The 17895-nt window shown below is 74.5% G+C and carries 9 protein-coding genes; 3 read left to right on the top strand and 6 right to left on the bottom strand.

Annotated features, from left to right (window positions below; translation table 11 throughout):
- The first annotated feature begins 69 nt into the window (after positions 1-69).
- The 3 genes from AC4OXY_RS10890 (at position 70) to AC4OXY_RS10880 (ending at position 3570) form a co-directional block, all read left to right on the top strand.
- Positions 70-1533, top strand: coding sequence for an amidase (locus AC4OXY_RS10890; protein ID WP_491994811.1), 1464 nt, complete (start codon positions 70-72; stop codon positions 1531-1533).
- 220 nt (positions 1534-1753) lie between these two features.
- The gene (locus AC4OXY_RS10885; protein ID WP_356023399.1) at positions 1754-1957 is read left to right on the top strand and encodes a cold-shock protein; all 204 of its coding nucleotides are present in this window, start codon (positions 1754-1756) and stop codon (positions 1955-1957) included.
- 170 nt (positions 1958-2127) lie between these two features.
- On the top strand, positions 2128-3570 hold the full coding sequence (locus tag AC4OXY_RS10880; RefSeq protein ID WP_356023401.1) for a DEAD/DEAH box helicase: 1443 nt from the start codon (positions 2128-2130) through the stop codon (positions 3568-3570).
- Positions 3571-3586: 16 nt separating this feature from the next.
- On the opposite strand, the gene AC4OXY_RS10875 is transcribed toward AC4OXY_RS10880, so the two are convergent.
- The 6 genes from AC4OXY_RS10875 to AC4OXY_RS10850 form a co-directional block, all read right to left on the bottom strand.
- Positions 3587-4774 carry a cytochrome P450 gene (locus AC4OXY_RS10875; protein WP_491993781.1) on the bottom strand — a complete coding sequence of 396 codons (1188 nt, stop codon included), beginning with the start codon at positions 4772-4774 and terminating at the stop codon, positions 3587-3589.
- A gap of 289 nt (positions 4775-5063) precedes the next feature.
- Positions 5064-6782: a hypothetical protein gene (locus AC4OXY_RS10870; RefSeq protein ID WP_491993780.1), complete on the bottom strand. Its 1719-nt coding sequence runs from the start codon at positions 6780-6782 to the stop codon at positions 5064-5066.
- Positions 6779-10390: a DUF5682 family protein gene (locus tag AC4OXY_RS10865; RefSeq protein ID WP_491994810.1), complete on the bottom strand. Its 3612-nt coding sequence runs from the start codon at positions 10388-10390 to the stop codon at positions 6779-6781. Before AC4OXY_RS10865 ends, AC4OXY_RS10870 begins: the two co-directional genes overlap by 4 nt.
- Positions 10391-10530: 140 nt before the next feature.
- A complete protein-coding gene (locus AC4OXY_RS10860) occupies positions 10531-11700 on the bottom strand; it encodes an ATP-binding protein (protein WP_491993779.1) in 1170 nt (389 codons plus the stop codon).
- Between the two features lie 94 nt (positions 11701-11794).
- A complete protein-coding gene (locus tag AC4OXY_RS10855; RefSeq protein WP_491993778.1) occupies positions 11795-16888 on the bottom strand; it encodes a hypothetical protein in 5094 nt (1697 codons plus the stop codon).
- Positions 16885-17739 carry a DUF4132 domain-containing protein gene (locus AC4OXY_RS10850; protein ID WP_491993777.1) on the bottom strand — a complete coding sequence of 285 codons (855 nt, stop codon included), beginning with the start codon at positions 17737-17739 and terminating at the stop codon, positions 16885-16887. Before AC4OXY_RS10850 ends, AC4OXY_RS10855 begins: the two co-directional genes overlap by 4 nt.
- Positions 17740-17895: the final 156 nt, after the last annotated feature.

Raw genomic sequence — 17895 nt, 5'->3', positions numbered from 1 at the left:
GCAGACATCAAACCCGTTGTGCGAAACGGCATTTTATGGCCTGCTCCAGAGGCCTGTACGGTCTGGTTCATGGAGTGGAGCTTTCAGACGGCCGAAAGGCTCGCGGCCGCTTTGTGTGCCGGTGAAGTGACCTCGGTGGAACTGACCGACGAGGCGATCGCCCGTATCGAGCGGGACGACAAGGCGGTCAACGCGATCTGTGTGCCGGACTTCGACCGTGCGAGGGCTGCCGCGCGCGACGCCGACCAGGCGCGCGCCCGCGGTGAGGACCGGCCGCTGCTCGGCATACCGGTGACGGTCAAAGAGTCCTACAACATCGCCGGGCTGCCCACCACCTGGGGCATACCGCAACACCGGAACCACATGCCGGCCGAGGACGCGGTGCAGGTGTCGCGGCTCAAGGCCGCGGGCGCGGTGGTGCTCGGCAAGACCAATGTGCCCTTGGGGCTGCAGGACATACAGAGCTTCAACGAGATCTACGGCACCACCAACAACCCGTGGGACCACGGTCGCACGTCGGGCGGATCCTCCGGCGGGTCGGCGGCGGCACTGGCGTCCGGATTCGGCGCGCTGTCCATCGGCTCCGACCTGGCCGGTTCGTTGCGCACCCCCGCGCATTTCTGCGGTGTCTACGCGCACAAGCCGACCCTGGGGCTGGCGGCGAACCGCGGTATGGTCCCGCCGTCCGTGCCGGCCCTGCCGGTCGATCTCGACCTCGCCGTCGTCGGCCCGATGGCGCGCAGTGCCCGCGACCTCATGCTCCTGCTCGACGTCATGGCAGGACCGGACCCGCTGACCCTCGGCGTGGCGCACGCCTTGACGCTGCCGCCCGCGCGCCACGAGCGGCTCGGCGACTTCCGGGTCCTGGTCCTCGACGAGCATCCGTTCATTCCGACCGGGGCCGCTGTGCGGGCGGGCGTGAACCGGGTGGCCGACGCGCTCGTCGACGGCGGCGCCCGCGTCGAACGGCACAGTCCGCTGCTGCCCGATCTGGCCGAAGCCGCGGAGCTCTACACGCAGTTGATGTTTTCGAGCGCTGTCGCGCGTTTCCCCGTCGAGGCGTACGAGGAGCTGCGGACCCGCGCCGCCGCGCTGAGCGCGGACGACCGCAGTCTCGATGCGGCGCGGCTGCGCGGCATGGTGTTCCGCCACCTCGACTGGATCGAGGCCGACAACCGTCGCCAGCTTCACCGCCACGGGTGGCGGCAGCTCTTCGCCGAGTTCGACGCCGTGGTGTGTCCCATCACGCCCACTCCCGCGTTCCCGCACGACCACAACCCCGATCCGAGGGAACGCCGGATCGACATCGACGGCGTCGAGCACCCGTACTTCGACCAGCTCGTCTGGGCCGGTGTGGCCACCATGCCCGGCCTGCCCGCCACCGCCGTACCCGCGGGACGGTCCCCCGAGGGTCTGCCGGTGGGGGTGCAACTCATCGGGCCGATGTTCGAGGACCGTACCCCGCTGCGGCTGGCCGAACTGCTGGAACAGAGGATCGGCGGCTTCCAGGCGCCGAAGCGTGACGCAATCTGAAGGTTCACCTTCCGTGGTGAAAGAAAGTAGTACAGATCCGCGTACTCTGCTAAACTTACCGGTAGTTGCAGTTGTAGTTCCCGAAACTTCAAGTGCCTCGGCGGCCGTATGCCGCCGGGCATTTCTGTTTATCCGGTGCCTGTCCGGACGGGGTTCAATGTGGCAACGCAGGGGTTCACACGGTGTGGACCCGCGGGCACTGCCCCCAAGGAGATGTGACATGGCTACCGGCACCGTGAAGTGGTTCAACTCGGAAAAGGGATTCGGCTTCATCGAGCAGGACGGGGGCGGCCCGGACGTCTTCGCGCACTACTCGAACATCGCCAGCCAGGGCTACCGTGAGCTCCACGAGGGCCAGAAGGTGAACTTCGACGTCACGCAGGGCCAGAAGGGCCCGCAGGCGGAGAACATCACCCCCGCCTGACGCCGAAGCGTACGAGATATCTGGGGCCCCGTCCTGCGGCGGGGTCCCAGATATCTTTTTTGCATTCCGGTGAAATTCTTTCCGTCTCACATCCGGCTCGTTCTTGCAATTCATCCGGCTCATTCCTGTCGTGAATTCCTCGATGCGTGCCCCGTCGAGGAAGGTTCTCCATGAGCCGCTCAGCTCGCCCGAACGACCGCTCCACCGGCCGCCGTCCCGCCGCGCCCCAGGGGGAGTTCGCCCCGCCGGTCACCGTCACCCCGGCCCTGCCCGCGGTCGCGAACTTCGGTGAACTGGACATGCCTGCCGAGCTGTTGAGGATGCTCACCGATCTCGGCGTGCACGAGCCGTTCCCGATCCAGGCGGCCACGTTGCCGAACTCCCTCGCGGGGCGCGACGTCCTGGGGCGCGGGCGGACCGGATCGGGCAAGACGCTCGCCTTCGGCCTGGCGCTCCTCGTCCGCACGAGCGGACAGCGCGCCGAGGCGAAGAGGCCACTGGCCCTGGTCCTCGTCCCCACACGCGAGTTGGCCCAGCAGGTCACCGATGTGCTCACCCCGTACGCCCGACTGCTGAAGCTGCGACTGGCCACCGTGGTCGGCGGCATGTCGATCGGCAGGCAGGCCGGCGCACTGCGTGCCGGGGCCGAGGTGGTCGTCGCGACTCCCGGGCGCCTCACGGATCTCGTCGAGCGCAGGGACTGCCGCCTGGACCGGGTGAACGTCACCGTCCTGGACGAGGCCGACCAGATGGCGGACATGGGGTTCATGCCGCAGGTCACCGCACTGCTGGACCAGGTACGTCCCGACGGTCAGCGCATGCTGTTCTCGGCCACGCTGGACCGCAACATCGACCTCCTGGTCCGTCGTTACCTCCATGACCCGGTCGTGCATTCGGTCGACCCGTCGGCGGGCGCGGTCACCACGATGGAGCATCACGTGCTGCAGGTGCACGGTGCCGACAAGTACGCCACCGCCACCGAGATCGCCGCCCGCGACGGACGAGTGATCATGTTCCTGGACACCAAGCATGCTGCCGACCAGTTCACCAGGCACCTGCTGAGCAGCGGCGTGAAGGCCGCGGCCCTGCACGGCGGCAAGTCGCAGCCCCAACGCACCCGCACCCTGGAGCAGTTCAAGACCGGCGAGGTCACGGCGCTGGTGGCCACCAACGTCGCGGCGCGGGGCATCCACGTCGACGACCTCGATCTCGTCGTCAACGTCGACCCGCCCCACGACCACAAGGACTACCTGCACCGCGCCGGCCGAACCGCCCGCGCCGGCGCGTCCGGAAGCGTGGTCACCCTGGTCCTCCACGGCCAGCGCCGGGACGTGGCCCGTCTCCTGTCCGACGCAGGCATCAGGCCGCGGATCACGCAGGTCCGCTCCGGCGAGGCCGAGCTGAGCCGCATCACCGGCGCCCAGGCTCCCTCCGGTGTCCCCGTCGGCGGCAGCGGGCCGGTCGCGGAGCGTCCGAAGCGCGGCGGTGCCCCGTTCCGCGGGATGGGCACCCGACCGGGGCGGCCCGGCGGCGACGGCACGTCGCGCCGGTCCGCTGAGGCCCGCCGGATCGCCGAGGCCCGCCAGGCCGCCCGGGTCCGTCGTGGCGCCTAGACAGGCTGGCGCCGGGTCAGCGCCGCACCGGCACGTCCCAGCGGACGCGCACGGCCGGGGGCTTGCGGAAGACCAGGCCTGTGGGCGCGGTGGGTGAGGCCGGGTCGAGCCGCAGGCCGGGAAGACGGTCGAGGAGCGCGAGGAGGCAGGCGCGGGTTTCCAGGCGGGCGAGGTGGGCGCCCAGACAGAAGTGCGGGCCGTGCGCGAAGGCCAGCTGGAGACGGGAGTTGTCCCGTCGCAGGTCGAAGACGTCGGGGTCCTGGAAGACCTCGGGGTCGCGGTTCGCGCCGGCGAGCGAGACGACCACCAGATCACCGCGCCGCACGTCGGCCCCGCCGATCGTCACGTCGGTGGTCGCGTAGCGGTCCACGTTCGCCGCGGCGGGTTCCAGGCGGAGCGATTCCTCGATCGCCGCGTCGACCAGGTCCGGATCGGCACGCACGAGGGCGAGTTGACCGGGGTGCGCCAGCAGGTGCAGTACGGCGTTGGCGATCATGCCCTCGGTGGTCTCGATACCGCCGAACATCAGCACCGCGGCGTTGGCGACCACCTCCGGCAGCTTCAGGCGCTTGCTCCGGGCCGCCGCGACCAGCGGCGACGTGTCGCCTCCTGCCGCGACCGTCGCCTCGACGCTTCCTCGCAGCTGGTCGAAGGCCGCCGCCCCGGCGGGGTTCGCCGGCCGCCCGGCGGTGAGGTCGGAGACCGCGCTCACGATGGCGTCGTACCAGGTCAGTACCTCCTCCGCGGCCGCGCCGACCAGGCCCAGCGACTCGGCGACGACGGCGACGGCCAGCGGTCCGGCCACCTCCCGGCGCAGCTCGGCGCTGCCCCGCGGCCGGATGCCTGCCACGAGCCGGGCTGCTTCCTGTTCCACGAAGCCGGTGAACCGGTCGTGCACGTCCTGCGCGCGGAACGGGTCGGCGAAGGGGGCGCGGTGCCGCTTGTGCTCGGCGCCCTCCACGGAGAGCATGCTCGGACCGACCACCTGGGCGGTGGAGAAGCGGGGATCGTCCACCGTGAAGGTCGCCGCGTCGCGCATCACGCGCAGTGCGAGATCACGCCGGGTCACCAACCAGCCGCCCAACACGGGGAGCCACGACACCGGTTCGTGGGCGCGCAGCAGGGCCAGCCGGGGATGGGGGTCGTCCGTCAGGTCCGTGAGCGTGGTCGCGGAGCCGAGCGGAAACCGGCGCGCTGTCACCATGGAGCCGTCCCCTGTTCCTGTTTCTGTTCCTGTGCCTGGAGTTCCGGCGTGATCCGGTGAGCTGGATCCTAGGCGTGGACGGCGTACGGCGGGTCCTTGCCGTGGTGTGCGGCCAGGAGGTGCGGGTCGGGGCGAGGGCGAGGAGTCCGGCCAGGGACGGGACCGTCGTACAAGGCAGGGCGTCCAGCTCGGGGCGGTGCGCATGGTTCCGGCCGGGAGTCGCACGGCCGTCACCTCGACGAGCATGCGCCCCGGCCCGGTCTCGGGAACCCCGGGCCCGGACCCGGACTCAGGTCCAGGCGGCGGCGCACAGGGCCCGGTCCAGTTCGTCGGTGTAGCGGGCCGCCGCCAGCCACGCGCGGGCGAAGCGGTCCGGGTCCGTCGGCAGGAGGCGGCCGAACACGTCACGGGACCGCTCCGCCGCCGCCCCGTGCAGCGCCTCCAGCAGGTCGCCCGCCGTCGCGAGCCCGGACCGGCCCAGCCGACGGACGTCACCCGCCGAGTCACCGGGGAAGGACAGCACCCGCCGCCCGCCCGACACCGCCTGCTGCACCCGGCGGCGCAGCAGATGGACCGGGGCCTCTTCCGGCGCCGGGGACGCGGCCGGCGCGAGGGACGCGGGCACGGCCGGCAGGTCCGCGCGCTGGAGCCGGTCGAAGCCGAGGTCGACACGCTCGCCGGCCACCGTCGGATGCTCGGCCGCCAGGAGCTGGGCCCGGGGATGCGCGGCCGGTGTGAGCCGGGCGACGACCCGGAGTCCGCTGCCCCGGGCCGCGGCCAGCAGCCGCAGGTTGTCCCGGCAGGGCAGCGCCGGGTCGTCGTGGGCCCGGGTCAGCCGCAGCGCGACGCCACCGCACTCGGCGAGCAGACACTCGCCCGCCGCCTCCGCCGCCGTACCGGCCAGGGTGACCTCCAGGAACAGCAGATCGTGACCGCCGCTCAGCGCCCGCGCGATCTGTTCGGCCACGGGCACCTTCCAGAGCCGGTCCAGCGGCTCCTCGCGCCAGCCGGCACCGGCCGCCGCCACCGCCCGTACCCCCGCGCCCGCGCCGAGCCGACCGCTGGGCGAGACGGTGGCCCCCGACACCGCCAGACCCGCTCGGGACAGCTCCCGGTGGCTCAGGGCCGTGTCACCGATCCGGACCGCCCGGTCGGCAGCGCCCACCGCGCGCCCGGTGCTGCCCGGAGCGACGTCGGACACCTGGTACAGCCGGCCCGTGGCGTCCGCGGTCCAGGTGACGGCACCCGCGTAGCCGCTCGCGGTGACCACCGGCTCGGAGAACAGGCCGTACAGCCGCAGCGAGCCGTCCGGGCGGTACGGCTGCCGTGCGGTGCCGCGCAGCCCGGTCAGTTCGGTGCCCTCGGCGGCCGGGACGCGGTGGGCCACGGTCAGCACGTCACGCAGTCGTGCGACGAGGTCGTCCAGCCGGTAGGCCGGATCGGCCGCGCGGGCGGCGCGCAGCGCGGTGACCACCGACACGGCCGAGGCGGCGGCCCGGTGCAGACCGGCGAGGCGCGCCGTGTGCGCGGCGCGCAGCAGCCCGGCCTGGAGCACCGCGCCCGCGCCGTCCGTACCGGCCTCCAGTACGTCGGCCGCGGCGGAGTGGAGCGCGCGGGCGGCGGCGCGCTGCTCGGCCGTGGCCGTCTCCGGCCGGACGGAGGGTTGCTGCGCGGCGGGCTCCTCCTCCGAACTTCCCTCGATCTCCTCGGAGTCGGTGTCGTCCGCGACCGGGGCCGCCGAGGCGATCGCGGCGCGGTGCAGGCACTCCGGCGCCAGCAGACAACCGCAGCGGACGGCGTCCGTGCTCCTCACCGTGCCGTCCGGGGCGTGCAGTTCGAGGTCGGTGGCGTCGTCGAGGGCGATGCGCACGACGGCGCCGTCGCGCTCGACCGGGCGGTCCGCGAGCTTGGCGATGCCCGTGTCCAGGCGTCTCCGCAGCCGGGGTGAGAGGGCCGCGACGAGAGCGGCGGTCACGGACGGTGCGACCGGCGGCAGTTCCCGGCTCATGCGATCTTCTCTCCTATCCAGCGAGCGAGTTCGAGCGGACTGAGTGCGGCCACCGGCATGCCCGCGGCGACCAACTGCCCGGCCACGCCGGTGGAGTAGCGGGGCCGGCCCGCGTCGTCGAGGCTCGCGCAGCCCAGTACGTGGCAGCCGGCCCCGACCAGGGCACGGACCTCGGCCAGCAGCCCGCCGACCGGGTAGCCCTCCTCGAAGTCGCTGACCACCACGACGAGCGTGCGCGACGGCACGCTGACCAGCTCGCGCGCGTGCCGCAGCCCGGCCGCGATGTGGGTGCCGCCGCCGACGCTGACCTCCAGGAGGAGGGAGAGCGGGTCGGCGACGTGGTCGGTCAGATCGATCACCTCGGTGGAGAAGGCCAGGAAGTGCGTGGACAGGGTGGGCACCCCGGCCAGCACCGAGGCCGTGAGCGCCGCCCAGATCGTGGACGCCTCCATGGAGCCCGACACGTCGGTGACCAGGATCAGCCGCCAGTCGGCCGCCCGCTTCGCACGGCTGCGGAAGACGGGCCGCTCGGGTATGACCCGCACCGTGCCGTCCGGCATACGGCGGGCGGTGGCGAGGTTGGCCCGCAAGGTGCGGGGCAGGTCGAGGCCGCCGCCGGGGCGCCGGCTGGGGCGGGCCAGCGCGGTGCCGTGCAGGGCGGGGCGCAGCCGGGTCGCCAGCTCCCGGGTCAGCGCGTCGACCAGCCGGCGGACCAGCGGACGCAGCGCCGCGATCCGGGACTCGGGCAGACCACCGGCGTGCCGCAGCACCGACCGCAGCAGATCGACGGAGGGCCGCACCCGATCCGGGTCCAGCTCCGCGAACACGTCCTGGCGGCCGGTCGCGGCGGCCGCCGCCAGCACCTCCTCCCGGATCCCCGGGCCGAACAGCGCCGCCAGTTCCTCGGACCACTCCCGCACCCCGGGAAACGCCGCCTCACGCCCGCCGCGGTTCCCGTGTCCGGAGAGCTCTCCGCGACTGCCCTCACCGCGCCCACTGCCGTACAACTCGTCCAGCGCGGTCGCCAACGGCCGTGCGGATGAGTCAAGTTGGCCAGTCCGACGACCCAGGGCGAGCCGCCACCGGTCGGCGGGAGGGAGCCTGTGCCCGGCATCGGCCGGGGCGGGCGTGGGGCGATCCCCGCCGGACGCGGGCGTGTTGGGCGTGGGCGCGTTGGACGTGAGCGTGTTGGTCGTGGGCTTGTCGGACGTGGGTGTGCCGGACCCGTCCCGGTGTGTTTCGTCCCGCGATTCCTCGCCGGCGCGCGCCCCGGTGGGCCGCTGCGGCGGCAGGAGCCCGAGCGCGGCGAGCGTCTCGCGGGCCGTCAGATCCGCACGGGTCCAGACGGCGAGGGTCGCCGGGTCCACGGCCCCGGTGTCGTCCGGCCGGTCGCCGCCGAGGCGCCGCTCCACCGCGGCCAGCAGCCGCTCGCGAGCCGCCGGGCTGAGCGTGTCGAAGCCGCCGCGCAACGCCGGGAGCCGGTCGAGGAAGTCCCGGTCGGACAGCTCCGACACCCGGTTCAGCAGCGGTTCCAGCGCGGGCGGCGCCGACTCCAGCAGCGGCCCGGCCGCGCTCAGCAGACCGGCCAGCCGCGCGGTCAGCGCCGTACGCGACGCGGCGTCGACGGCCCCGTCCACCCAGGACGCGACCCGGTCCCCGAGGGCCCGGGCCTCCTCCTGCCCCAGCAGCACGCGGACGGCCCCGGCGGCGCCCCGCATCAGCGGGGAGCCGTCGGCCGCCAGCCGGGCGAGCGCGTCGGTGAGCCGGATGCCGCCCAACACATCCGCGCGGTGGGCGAGTTCCACCAGGGCGTGCGCGTCGGCCGGGTCCTCCGAGCCCGTGAGCCCGTCGACCTGGCGCACCGCGGCGGCCGTCAGCAGCTCGGCTACGGCCGCCGCCCGCGCCGTACGCTCCTCGTCACGGCCGAGTCCGGCGCTGTGCCCGGCCCGCAGCCGGTCCAACAGGGCCAGTCCGGCGAGGAGTTCGGGCAGCGTGCCGGAGCCGGGCAGCACCTCGGCGGTGTCCGTCAGGCGCTCGTCGGCGAGCCCGGACAGGCCGCATTGCGCCGCCTGCTCCAGCCCCGCCAGGGTCTGCGCCGCCGTCGGGCCGCCCTCGTCCCGCTCCGTACGCCGCCGCTCCCGCAGCACCCCCTCGGTCGCCTGCGCCAGGGTGACCCCGCGCACCCCGGCCGCCGTCAGCATGGCCGCCGTGGCCGGGGTCCAGCGGACCTCCCAGCGCGAGGTGAGCGCGTCGGCGCCACCCGTGCCGGTCACCGCCTTGGGCTCGCCGTACGGAACCCCGCACACCGTCAGGCGCCGCAGCAGGAGTTCACGGCGGCGGTCCAGGTCCGAGCGGAGCGGGTCCAGGCGCAGGTCCCGGACGCCGGCGGACGGTGCGTCCGCCGGGCCCGGCAGGCCCAGCTCGGCCACGTCCGCCTCGACCGCCGGGGCCAGCCCGCTGCGCGGCGCCCCTGGCGCCGGGCGCCCGGTGCGCGTACCCACCAGCACCCGCTCCATCGCCCGGGCGACGGCCCGCCCCCGCCCGTACGGCTCGCCCTGCGCCAGCACCGTCTGCACGGCCTCGACCAGTTCGCCCCGGCCCGCCGCGGGCAGCCCCCGCAGCCGGGCCAGGTCACCGGCCAGCCGCGCGATCTCCCGTGCGTCGGCCGGCCCGGACGGATGACCCAGCGCCCGCAACTCGGCACACACCCCTACGGCGGCCCGGATCAGCGCCTCCTCCAGCGCCGCGGGGTCACCGGCCGCGTCCAGCACCCTGTGCTGCCACTCCGGGTCACGGATTCCGGCGGGGTAACCGGAGCGCTCGTCGAGCAGGGCGTAGCTGTACGGGACGAGGGAGGTCGTCCAGGCCGGGTCGGCAGGCTGCCGCCGCGCGGCCGGCTCACCGGCGTCGTTCTCGCCGGCGTCGTCCTCGGCCGGTCCGAGGAGCGCCGGGGCGTGGAAGGCGCCGACGAGGACCGCGGCACGCTCCCCGTTCGCCGTGGCCGCCGCGAGGCACGAGCGCATCCAGCGCTCCCGCCGCAGATCCAGTTCCGGCACCCCGCCCGAGGCCAGCGCCTCCTCACGCAGCGCCCACCCTGTCAGCAGCGCAGCCCGCCGCAGTGCCTCCGGCGGCGAACCGGGGGCGGCCGCCTCGACCAGCCGGTCCCACAGATCGTCCCCGGGACGGCCGGTGAGCCGGGCGCGGAGGGCGGCGACGACTCCGGGTACGCGACCAGTGTCACTGTCACCGTCGTTGCCGTCGCTTCCGTCCGTCGGCCGGGCCGCGGCGTGCGGCGCCGCCGTCCACGCCCGGTCCGCGAGCGGCAGGTCGCAGGCGATCACCGGCACCTCGTTGCGCGCGGCCCAGCGCACGGCGGCCAGTTCCGGTGAGAAGTCGGCGAAGGGGTAGAAGGCCGGACCCCCGACCGCGCCGCCGCCGCCGGGTGCCGCGGCGAGCGCGACCGGCGCCCGGGTCTCCTCGTGGGCGAGCCACGGCAGCCATTCCTGCAACTCGGCGGGGAGCTCGACCAACAGCACGTCCGGCCCGGCGGCGTCCAGCAGCGCGGGTACGGCGGCGGCCAGGGACGGCGCGTGATGCCGTACCCCGATGAGATACGGCGCCGACGGCCCGGTGAGCGCGGCGACGGCCGCGTCGGGCGCGCGAGTACTGCCGCGAGCCCCGGCGTTGTCCTCGACCTGGGTCCTGCCCTGGCCTGTCGCCTCGGCGGCGGACGGGTGGGTCACGATCCTCAGCCCTCCAGCACCGTGCGCAGATCCCACAGCGTGCGCCAGGTGGCCGACCCCTGTTCGGCCCGGCGCCGGACCGCTCCGTCCCAGTAGCCCCGCAGCCGCGCCGCGTCCGCCGGGTCGTCCTTGCGCACGACACCCAGGAGATGGCCGGGCAGCAGCCCGAGCACGTCCCGGTCACCGGGGAAGTACGCCGCGGCCAGTCCCAGCGCACCCGCCACGGCCACGGCCTCCGCCGTGCTCATCACCGTGGACGGCCGCTCGACCTCCCACCCCTCCGCCGACCTGCCCTCCCGCAGATCACGGAAGACGGTGACCAGGGCCTCCAGGACGGCGTCGTCCACCCGGAAGGCCGCGCCCGCCTGCTCCACCGCCGCCCGGGCCTGGCCGCGCACGAGCGCCGTCTCGGCGTCGAGGTCCGGGATCGGGCCCACCGTCTCGAAGTTGAAGCGTCGCTTGAGCGCGGCCGACATCTCAGAGACGCCCTTGTCCCGCAGGTTGGCGGTGGCGATGAGGTTGAACCCGGGTGCCGCGTGCGCCAACGCGTCCTCGCCGCCCGCCAGTTCGGGTACGGCGATGCGCCGTTCCGACAGCAGCGACACCAGGGAGTCCTGCACTTCGGGCAGACAGCGCGTGACCTCCTCGACCCGGGCGATCGCGCCCCGCGTCATCGCCGTGAGCACCGGCGACGGGACGAGCGCCTGCCGGGTGGGGCCCTGGGCGAGCAACAGGGCGTAGTTCCAGCCGTACTTGAGCTGGTCCTCCGTCGTGCCGGCCGTGCCCTGCACGACCAGCCCGCTGGTGCCGCACACGGCGGCCGACAGCAGCTCCGACAGCATCGACTTGGCCGTGCCGGGCTCGCCGACCAGCAACAGGCCCCGCTCACCGGCGAGCGTGACCACGCACCGCTCGACCAGCGCGCGGTCACCCACGAACTTGCCGGAGATCACCAGCCGGCGAGGCACGCCCTCCGGCGCCGTCACGTCGTCGGGCAGGCGCAGCGCCTGCCCGGCGCTGCCCATGACGAACGTGACGACGGCCCGGGGCGTGAGCCGCCAGGCGGGCGGCCTGGGACCGGCGTCGTGGGCGGCGAGGAAGGCCAGTTCGGCGGCGTACCGGTCCTCGGGAGGGACGATCTGACGGGTCGCGTTGGGCGCGAGGGCGGCGGTCATCGGCGGGAGTCCTTCGGTGCGGTGCGGACAGCGGTCGGTGAGAGGGCGCGGAGCAGGGGCCGGGGCGAGCCTCCTGACCAGGGCCGGCGGGACGTCATCGGCGCCGCCCCCGCCGGGTCGCGCGGGTGGTCAGTTCCTCGTACGCCGGGGCGTCGCCCGCGCGGACGCGGTCCCAGGCGCGCCGGAACAGCTCCGGCACCGGAAGCAGCGGTATCGCACGCTGCCGGGCCGGGACCGGATACAGGCCCTCCTTCCAGGTCTCCACCGGCAGCGCGGGCGACTTCAGGTCGCGCCAGCCGCACGGCAGGAACAACGTCCGCCCGGCGCGCGGCCGCTTGGCCGTGACGACCAGGTCCGTGCCGGCCAGCTCGGTGCGGGCCTTCTTCAGTCGTGCGGGCCTCCAGCCGGTCCAGCGGGCGCAGTTGCGGTCCGTCGGATCGGGCAGGGCGAGCAGCTGGAGGTAGAGCGCGGCCGCGTCCTGGCTCAGTCCGTGGGCCCCGGCGACCTCGGCGACCAGCTCCGGCACGCTGACGGCCGGGTCCTGGGCGTATCCCGTCAGGCCCTCGGTACCGGTCGCGACCGCGCGGCCCAGCTCCTCGTCGAGCAGCGTGCGCAACATGCGCAGGCCGTGCCCCCGGTGCGGCCCCACCAGGCCCTCCAGCAGCCCGAACACGGCGTCGTCGGGACCGGTGAGCCCGGCCGGGCGGACCAGGACCGTCTCGACGTCGTGGTACCAGGGGCGCAGGGCGAGCGCCTCGCCGACCCGGGTCGTGCCGTGGGCGTCGGCTCCGCCGGCCGCGGGCAGTCCGTAGGCCTTGCGCAGCTCCACCGCGGTGGGGCCGCCCTTCTCCGTCGACTCCACGCCCAGACCGAGCATCAGCTCCGGGTCGGACATCCGGCGCCGCACCGCGGTGAGCCCCTCCGGCAGGAGAGCGCGCAGCGGATGGCCGTACGGCAGGACGTAGGCCATCGCGGCGAGCGCGCCGACCGCCTCGGCCAGGGTGTGTCCGCCGGGCAGCGCCTGCGGGTCAGCCGGGGTGAGCCGGCCGTCCTTGTCCCACCGCATCACCGTCGTACGGCTCAGCCACGGCGTGCGGGACGGGTTGAGCACGTCCTCGGCGCCGCCGGCCCCCATTCCGGACAGCTCGGCGCAGAGGTCCTCGGGCAGCCGGACCAGCGAGCCGAACCGCTCGGTCCACATCCGCCCGGCGGCGTCGAGGTCCGGTCCCGCCGTCCACAGGGCGACCGGGTCGGCCGGCAGCAGCGCCCCCATGAGCGCCAACCGCGGCTCCATGCCGAGGGCTTGCAGCAGGGCGGCGCCGAACTCCCGCTGCTTCGGCTTCAGTCCGACGGCGGCGAGGCTCTCGGCGGGCGCCTCCTGCGGCACTCCGGCGAGCAGCACGGTGGCCTGGAGCGGCCCCAGCCCGCCGCCGGTCGCCGCGATCAGCGCCTCGGGCGCCCCCGGCTGCCAGGGAGCGGCGCCCTTCGCCCGGACCAGGCCGATGACGGCGGCGAGGTCCTCGGCGGAGACCGTCGGGGTGTACCGCGTCTCCGCGTCCAGCGTGAAGTGCGCGACCGCGCCGAACGCACCGGCCGGATCGTGGTCCAGCGCCAGCCACTGGATCCGGTGGTGCTGCCGGTCGATCCGGTGCGTACCGAGGATCACCACCGTGCGCCCGGCGCGGCGCAGTACCTGCCCGTCGCGCTGTTGCTGCTTCTCCTCCAGCGGTTCGCCCAGTACGACCTGCCGCAGTGTGCCGTCGGCCGACGCGAGCGGACCCTCGCCGAGGGCCTCGCCGAGCAGCAGCAGTGCCTCCCGGTGCGCGTCGGAGAGGACGGGCGAGGCGGCCCGGTACAGCATCGCCCGCAGGGTGCCCAGGACGGGCGGCCACGTCAGGCCGATCGCCGGGACGGTGTGCTCCTCGCTCGTCCAGCCGTCGGTGAGGGCGTCGAGCCGCTCCGTGCCGGGCAGTTGCCGGCCGTCGGCGGGCCTGCCGGACAGCACGTGGTTGACCGCGCGGATCTGCCGCAGCACGGTGTACCGCTCCCCGGGCCACCAGCCGTGCAGGCCGACGACACCGGACAGGGCGTCGGACAGCGTGCGGTCGTCGCCGTGCGCGGGGCTGTAGTCGGCGAACATGCCCTCGGTCCGGCTGCGCGGCTGCCGTGGCGGCTCCTTCGGGGGGCTCGCGAAGGAGAGGGCCGAGTCGGTGATGTGCAACGCCGACCTGACGAGCCCGGCGACACCGATGCGCAGCCGCTCGTCGGTGATCTCCGGGAAGAAGTGCTCCACGGCCTTCAGCACGATGAGGTCGGCGGTCGGCACGGCGGCCCTGGCGGCCTCGTCGCTCCCGGCCTTCGCCAGCGCTTTCTGACGCAACGTCAGCGTCTCGGTGGTCCTCCCGAGCGCCTCGGCGACCCGCTCGTCGTCCAGTGCACGCAGTGCGGCCGAGCCCTGTTCGTCACGCGGGCGCAGCGCGTGCCAGAAGGGCAGCGGAGGTACGAAGCGGGTCCCGGCGGCGTACTCACCGCCGCCGGCGTTCGGCGTCACGCGGCCCAGCAGCCCGTCGCAGGACGTGTCCTCGCGTGCGTAGAGCCCGAGTTGTCCGCCCGGGCGCGCGTGGTGGCGGGTCAGCTGAGCCACCACGGGCTCGGCGTCGCAGGGCAGCCGCAGCGCGCCGAGGGGAACGCCCGCCGCGCCTGCGTCGTCCATCGCGAGCGACACGGTCCGCCCGTCCGGCGTCCCGGCCGTCCGGCGCTCCTCGGCACCGGCGCCCTCGGTGCGCACCCAGCGTCCGAGCACTGTGCCGTCGGTGCCGAACGGGCTGTGTTCCAGGCCGGGTTGCAGCGGCAGGACCTCGCACAGCTCGGGCAGCAGCTCGGCGTCCTCGCGGATGCCCGAGCGCAGCAGCGCGGGCAGGGAGGCGCGGCCGTGCGTGCCGGTGGCCGGGTCGTACTCCAGCCAGACCGTCCGGCGGCCCTGCCGGCCCTGGCGCCACAGGGTGGTGCCGTCGCCGATGACGGCTCGGCACGGGGGCAGGTCCGTGTCCCCGGCGTGCAGCGTGCGGCCTCCGGTGGCACGGCCCCCGCCGGCCAGCGGGACCGACGCGATCGCCGTCTCCCGGCCGGACCACCAGGTCGGCAACTGCTCGCCGCCCAGCTCGAACACCTCGGCGGGCCGGGCCGACCAGTAGCCGTGCTGCTTGTTCTCGCTCCGCCACATCACGAGCAGTTCCCCGTCCACGAACCGGAATCGGGGGCGCTGCCGGCGGTCCAGTTCGTGCGGCACGCGCAGGTCGTGTGCGAGCAGTACGCGCTCCGGTCCGACGACGACCGCCTTGCGGCCGCGGCTCAGGACCAGCGCGGGCCAGGCCTCGTGGACGGCCAGTTCGTCGTCACCGTCGTTCCGCTTCTTCTTGCCGACCTGGCCACCCTGGCCGCTCTGACCGGCCTTGCCGACCTCGCCGATCTCGTCGTCGAGCAGCGTCAGCGCCTCGTCGAGGGCGGGCCAGCCCAGTTCGTCCAGGACGCCGGCGCGCAGGGTCCGGCCGAGCAGCGGCGCGACCTGGTGCCCGGCGACCCGGGCCACCGCGTCGGGGGCGACCTCGGCGGCGATCACCCGGAACGGACGCAGCCGGTCGAGCGCCGCGCGGGCGCCCGGCAGGCCCACCGCGCGCGTGACGTCGTCGGCGGCCTCCTCCAGCCATTCCCGCAGCACGTCGGAGAGCACCGGATGACCCGCGACGGACTTCAGCAGCTCGCCGGATCGCTGATGGCCGCCGACCCGGCCCATGGTCCGGTGCAGCAGGCGCCGCAGCCGCGGGTCCGCCGCGACCGCCGCCAGGTCACGCCGGCCCTCCTGGGTGTCCAACAGCCATTCGGGCACCGGCAGATACACCGGTACGTCGGCGCCCGGCAGCGTCAGCGGGATCCGCTCGGCCGCGCACAGGTCCAGCAGATCGAGGTCGGCGCCCGCGTGCCAGCGTCCGGTGCACAGGTCCACCGGGCGGCCCGCTTCCCGCAGCAGCGGAGCCATGCGCTCGACCAGTGCCAGCGTGGCCGGGCAGCGCCGCGCGTACGATCCGCCGTGCTTGCGGAAGGCCGCCCAGCGGCTCAGCCAGTCCGCCGGATCGGCGCCGTGCTCCCGGGCCGCCGGCCCATCGGTCAGCAGCCGCTCGGTCCCGGTCTCCGCCAGCAGCGTCAGCCAGAACGCGTCGTCCTCGACGTCCCGGCCGAGACCGGCCGGCATGATCTCCAGGAGCCGCAGCCGGACCTCCGGGCGACGCTCGGCGAGGACGGGCAGCACCGGGCGGTAGGCGGTCCAGAAGGACTTCGGCGCGCGTACGGCGGCGGGAGAGGCGATCAGGTCGGCGACCAGCGCGCACTCCTCGGTGACCCGGTCCAGGCCCGCCGCCCTGATCAGCCCGCGCGCGTCCTGCGGCAGCGAGGCGTACGGCGGCATCCCGGCCGCACAGCGCTCCACCGTGAGCTGCCGGAACTGCGTCCAGGCAGCCGCCGGGTCGAGCCGGGCGGTCAGGTCCCGCACATGCTCCTTGAGCGCCTTCACGGTCAGCGCCCCGGCGAACGCGAACTCCAGGAAGACGGCCCGCTGGCGCTCCTCGTCCACCGCGAGCGCGTGCACCCGCTCGGCCTCCCGGGCCTTGCCGAAGAACGCGGCCGCGTAGGTGGTGTTCTCATGCTCCAGGAAGACCCGCGCGGCCTGTTCGTAGAACGTCGGCAGGAAGTGCGGCACGGCCCGGCCCAGCCGGGCGCCGAGTGCCTCGAAGCCGTCCTTGGCGCCTCCCGGCTTGGACTTGGCCTGCCGCGCGAGCCGCTCGACGTCCTTCACCAGGGCGAGCGCGTGATGGCCGTTGGCCGGGTCGTGGACCAGCGCCCAGGCCGGGAAGCCCAGCGTCTCCCGGCGCACCTGCCCGACCTCGGGAGTCTCCGGCTCGCGGGTCAGGCCCAGGAACTCCAGTGCCAGGTCCTCGGCCTCGCCGAGCGTGCCCGGCACCAGCCGGACCACCGGGCGGCCGTCCAGGGCGGCGTGCGTGTAGGTGCGGACCGTGAGAGTGTCGGCGTCCTCGCGCGCGGTGCTGCCCGGCGGCAGGACGGCACCGGCATCCAGCAGCGCCGACACGGCGGCCCCGTCGTGCCCGTCGTTCCGCTTGTCCCCGTCGTACGTCATGCCGCCCGCTCCTCGTCCTCGATGTCCCGCCCCGCGTAGAGCGCGGCCGCCATGCGCATGCCCTCCGACCAGGCCACCGGCCCGACCTGACCGAGCCTCAGGACCCTCCCGGTGGAGTCCGACCAGGCCAGCGGGCCGGTCTCGGTCTCCGACCAGCCGTCGTAGTCGCCGATCCAGACGCGGGCCTCGGCGCTGCGGCCGTCCTCCAGGACCGGGCACACCGCGTACCCGCCGCGCACCCGGTAGCCGAGCTGGGCGGCCCTGCCGTGCAGGAAGCGCAGCTCCTTGAACGAACCCCCGGCGTATTCCTCGACCTGGGTCGCCTCCGCGTCGAGTGCGGCCGGGCGGTGCCAGACCTCGCGGAAGAGCTGCTGCGCGCGCTGCTCCACACCCAGTTCGACGGCGAACTCCCGCAGCTCCTCCAGGTCGTCGAGCAGGACGGGGTGCGGGACGCGGACGAGGGCGGGGGAGATGCGGACGGTGTCGCCGTCGAGGTCGACCAGGCCGAGGCCGCGCTCGGGGTCGGCGTCCCGCAGGAAGCCGGCGACCTGTCCGTCGGCTCCGGTGACGACGAGGTCGCGCAGCGCGGCCTGCCAGGCGGGGTCCGGCCACACGCGCGTGAGGACGTCGAGCGGGACCGGCAGCGAACGCACCATCCACCGCTCGGTATCGGCCAGGCACTGCCGCTTGTGCCGCTCCAGCCACTCCGTCAGCTGCTTCAGACCCACGACCGCCGGATCGTCCGCGATCTTCGGGGGCACCGACTTCAGCAGCCGCCCCGAGGCGTTGCGGCAGACCACCTTCCCACCGTCGAGGGCGACTTCGTAGTCGCCGGCCGACACCCACCCCATACGTGCCTCCCGCACCCGTACTGATCAAGTGACGGGAACTGTAGGGCACACCACTGACAACGCCCGCGGGCCCTGGGGAGGACCGGCACGGGGCCTCTCACCAGCGGGGCAGCCGCAGTACGTGGTGCAGCCTGAGCCGGAGCCGCGCGCGGCTGT

Source organism: Streptomyces sp. HUAS MG56 (assembly GCF_058673395.1).
Note: the sequence above shows the minus strand (reverse complement) of the source record. Positions and strands in the feature narration are given on the sequence as shown.

Bases quoted from the DNA above. Each gene is read 5' to 3' on its own strand.
- AC4OXY_RS10860 (WP_491993779.1), bottom strand. From the start codon at position 11,700: ATGACCGCCGCCCTCGCGCCCAACGCGACCCGTCAGATCGTCCCTCCC.
- AC4OXY_RS10885 (WP_356023399.1), top strand. From the start codon at position 1,754: ATGGCTACCGGCACCGTGAAGTGGTTCAACTCGGAAAAGGGATTCGGC.
- AC4OXY_RS10890 (WP_491994811.1), top strand. From the start codon at position 70: ATGGAGTGGAGCTTTCAGACGGCCGAAAGGCTCGCGGCCGCTTTGTGT.
- AC4OXY_RS10870 (WP_491993780.1), bottom strand. From the start codon at position 6,782: ATGAGCCGGGAACTGCCGCCGGTCGCACCGTCCGTGACCGCCGCTCTC.
- AC4OXY_RS10850 (WP_491993777.1), bottom strand. From the start codon at position 17,739: ATGGGGTGGGTGTCGGCCGGCGACTACGAAGTCGCCCTCGACGGTGGG.
- AC4OXY_RS10875 (WP_491993781.1), bottom strand. From the start codon at position 4,774: ATGGTGACAGCGCGCCGGTTTCCGCTCGGCTCCGCGACCACGCTCACG.
- AC4OXY_RS10880 (WP_356023401.1), top strand. From the start codon at position 2,128: ATGAGCCGCTCAGCTCGCCCGAACGACCGCTCCACCGGCCGCCGTCCC.
- AC4OXY_RS10855 (WP_491993778.1), bottom strand. From the start codon at position 16,888: ATGACGTACGACGGGGACAAGCGGAACGACGGGCACGACGGGGCCGCC.